This is a genomic window from Longimicrobiaceae bacterium, assembly GCA_035936415.1.
Taxonomy (GTDB): domain Bacteria; phylum Gemmatimonadota; class Gemmatimonadetes; order Longimicrobiales; family Longimicrobiaceae; genus JAFAYN01.
Map to the genome: position 1 here is coordinate 1 of DASYWD010000161.1, position 4,091 is coordinate 4,091.

The 4,091-nt window shown below is 77.6% G+C and carries 1 protein-coding gene; it reads right to left on the reverse strand.

What is annotated here, in order from left to right; genetic code table 11:
• A partial coding sequence (locus VGR37_06150) for an amino acid adenylation domain-containing protein (protein ID HEV2146962.1) occupies positions 1–4,091 on the reverse strand: 4,091 nt, incomplete at both ends.

Consider the following 4,091-nt stretch of genomic DNA (forward strand, 5'->3'; position numbering starts at 1 on the left):
AGCCAGGCCGGCACCGGGCCGCGCCAGGAGCCGTCCAGGGGGGCCGCGGGGTCCGGGAGCATGCGCCGCGCCTCCGGCGTGACCAGCGACAGGGCGCCCACCGGCCGCTCCGGGTCCGCCACCGCCTGCTCCAGCACCGCCCGGAGCTGGCGCAGCGCCTCGGCCATGCGGTCCCGGCCGAAGAGGTCGGCGTTGTAGACCAGGTCGCAGCGCGTCCCGGCCCCCTCGTCGGCGGTGTAGAGGGTCAGGTCGAAGCGCGCCGGGGGCTCGGGGGTGTCCGCGGGCTCCACCTCCGCGCCGGGGAGCTCCAGCGGGGGGAGGGGGAAGTTCAGGACGTTGAAGAAGACCTGGAACAGGGGGGTGCGGGCGAGGTCGCGGCGGAGCTGGAGCGCCTCCAGGATCGCCTCGAAGGGGACCTCCTTCCGGGCGAAGGCGCCCAGGGCGACCTCCCGGACCCGCGCCAGCAGCTCCCGGAACGACGGGTCCCCCGAGAGGTCCAGGCGCAGGGGGAGGGTGTTCAGGAAGTTGCCCACCACCCCCTCCAGCTCGGGACGGGGGCGGTCGGCGACCGGCACCCCCACCACCATGTCGTGCTGCCCGCTCCAGCGGGCGAGGAGCACGGCGAACGCGGCGAGCATCGTCATGAACGGCGTCGCCCCCTCCCGCCGGCCCAGCTCCCGCACCGCCCCCGCGAGCTCCGGGGCCAGGACCAGGCTCTCCCGCTCGCCGCGGGCGGTCTGCACCGGGGGCCGCGGGTGGTCGAGGGGGAGGTCCAGGTGGTCCGGGGCCCCGGCCAGGCGCTCCCGCCACCACTCCAGCTGCGGCGCGAGGTCGCCTCCCTCCAGGCGCCGGCGCTGCCAGACGGCGAAGTCCGCGTACTGGACGGGGAGCGCGGGGAGGCGCGGCTCCTCGCCCCGGGCGAGGGCCCGGTAGCAGGCGGCCAGGTCCTGGAAGAGGACCCCTAGCGACCACCCGTCCCCGGCCACGTGGTGCAGGTGGACGAGGAGCAGGTGCTCCGCCCCGCCGAGGCGGACCAGGTGGGCGCGGAGCACGCGACCGTCCACGAGGTCGAAGCGCGCCACCGCCTCCCCGGCCTGGAGCTCCGCCGCGCGCGCCTCGCGCTCGCCGGGGGGAAGGTGCCCCAGGTCGCTCACCGCCAGGGGAGCCTCCGCCGCCGGGGCGACGAGCTGGTACGGGCGCCCCCCGGCGATACCGTAGCGGGTGCGCAGGACCTCGTGGCGGGCCGCCACCCGGCGGAGCGCCTCCGCCAGGAGCTCCGGGTCCACCGCTCCCCGCAGGCGCAGGGCGGCGGGGATCCCGTGAACCGGCGAGCCGGAGTCGAGCTGGTCCAGGAACCAGAGGCGCTCCTGGGCCCAGGAGAGGGGGAGGGGTTCCCCGCGCGGCACCCGCGGGATCTCGTCCTCCGCCACGCCCTCCGCCTCCTCCAGGCGGCGGGCCAGCTCGCCGAGCGTGGGCGCCTCGAACACGGCACGCAGCGGGAGCTCCACCCCCCGGGCACGGCGCAGGCGGGCCACCAACCGGCCGGCCAGGAGCGAGTGGCCGCCCAGCTCGAAGAAGTCGTCGGCCACCCCCACCCGCCCGGTGCCCAGGAGCTCGCCCCAGAGCCCGGCGAGCAGCTCCTCGGCCGGGGTGGAGGGCGGCGCGTGCTGGCGCTCCTCCCCGGCGTCCCACCAGGGCGGCGTCGGGAGCGCCCCGCGGTCCACCTTGCCGCTCGCGGTGGTGGGGAGGCGCTCCAGGGGGACGAAGGCGGCGGGCACCATGGCCGCGGGAAGCCGCCCGCCTAGCCGCCGCCGCAGATCGGCGGCCGTGGGCGGCTCCCCCTCGGGGACGATCCACGCCACCAGCCGTCCGTCTCCGGGACCGGCCTCGCGCACGGCCACGACCGCCTCGCGCACCCCCGGGCAGGCGCGCAGGGCCGCCTCCACCTCGCCGGCCTCCACCCGCATGCCCCGCACCTTGAGCTGCAGGTCCAGCCGGCCGAGGAACTCCAGCTCGCCGTCTCCCCTCCAGCGGGCCAGGTCGCCGGTGCGGTAGAGGCGCGCTCCCGGGGGGCCGAAGGGGTCGGGGACGAAGCGCTCCGCCGTCAGCTCCGGCCGCCCCAGGTAGCCGCGGCCCACCTGCACCCCGCCGATGGCGAGCTCTCCCGGGACTCCCGGCGGCGCCGGCTCGAAGTGCTCGTCGAGCACGTGGAGCCGCGTGTTCGCCACCGGCCGGCCGATCGGCACCACCCCCTCCTCCCCCGGCGGGCAGCGCCGCCAGGAGACGTCCACCGCCGCCTCGGTGGGGCCGTAGAGGTTGAACAGGGGGGCACCCACCCGGGCGTGCCACCTCTCCACCAGGTCGCGGGGGAGGGCCTCGCCGCTCGCGATCGTCCGCCGGAGGACCGCGCAGGCGGCGAGGGCCTCCGCGCCCTGCTCCAGGAAGGCGCGGAGCATGGAGGGGACGAAGTGGACGGTGGTGATCCCGGCCTCGGTGATGGTGCGCGCCAGGGCCACCGGGTCCCGGTGCTCGCCCGGGGGGGCGAGCACCAGGCGCGCGCCGGCCACCAGCGGCCAGAAGAGCTCCCAGACCGAGACGTCGAAGGAGATCGGGGTCTTCTGCAGCACCCGGTCGTCGGGCCCGAGGGCGAGGGCCTCCTGCATCCAGAGAAGGCGGTTGGCGATCCCCCGGTGCGAGTTCATCGCCCCCTTGGGCCGGCCGGTGGACCCCGAGGTGAAGAGGACGTAGGCGAGGCCCTCCGGCGCCACCTCCACGGCGGGGGGCGTGTCCGGCTCGCCGGAGAGCTCCTCTTCCAGGCGGTCCAGGAGCACGACCGGGCAGGACGCCTGCAGCCGCGCCGCGTGGCGCTCCTGGGCGAGGAGCACCGTCGGCGCGGCGTCCTCCAGGACCAGGGCCAGGCGCTCCGGCGGATCGTCCGGATCGAGGGGGACCCAGGCGCCGCCGGCCTGGAGCGTGGCGAGGAGGGCCACCGGCAGCTCCAGCGAGCGCTCGCAGAGGACGCCCACCCGCGCCTCCGGCCCCACCCCCAGCCGCCGCAGCCGGTGGGCCAGGCGGGCGGCCAGGCGGACGAGCGCGGAGCAGGTCAGCGTCGCCCCGCCGGACTCGACGGCCACGGCGTGCGGCGTGCGCCGGGCCTGCTCCTCCACCAGCCGGTGCAGCAGCGCGGGCCCGCCGTACTCCCGCTCCGTGGCGTTCCACAGGTGGAGCACCCGGCGCCGCTCCTCCTCCCCCGCCAGGGGAAGGCGCGACAGCGGCAGCTCCGGCTCGGCGGCCGCGCCGGCCAGGAGGCGCACGAGGTGGTCCGCCATCCGGGCGGCCGTCTCCGGAGTGAACAGCTCCGTGCTGTGCTCCAGGGTGGCCTCTAGCTCCGCGGCCCCGTCCACCACCGACAGGGTCAGGTCGAAGCGGGCGGTGCCTGCGTCGAGGGGGAGCGGCCGGAGGGTCAGGCCCGGGAGGCGCACCTCGGAGATCGGCGCGTTCTCCAGCACGACCATGGCCTGGAAGAGCGGGTGCCGCGAGAGGTCCCGCCGGGGCTGGAGCTCCTCGACCAGCCGCTCGAAGGGGAGCTCCTGGTGGGCGAGCGCCCCCACCACCGTCTCGTGCGCCCGCCCCAGGAGCTCACGGAAGGACGGGTCGCCGGAGAGGTCCGCCCGGAGCACCAGGTCGTTGAGGAAGCACCCCACCACGCCCTCCAGCTCCCGGTGCGGGCGGTGGGAGACGGCGGTGGCGACCGCCAGGTCCTCCTGCCGGGACCAGCGGCCCAGGAGCGCCTGGAACCCCGCGACGAGCACGGTGAAGAGGGTGGTCCGCTCCCGCCGCGCGAGCTCCCGCAGGGCCGCGGCCAGCGGCGCTTCGAGGGTGAAGGCGTGCCGGGCGCCCCGGCCGGAGAGGGCGCGGGGCCGCGGGTGGTCGGTGGGGAGCTCCAGGGGCGGGCAGCCGGCCAGGCGCTCCCGCCACCAGGCGAGCTCCTCCGCCAGGCGCTCCCCGGCCAGGCGCCGGCGCTGCCAGGCGGCGTAGTCGGCGTACTGGAGGCGCAGGGGCGGCAGGGCCGGCGGGGCGCCCGAGACGCG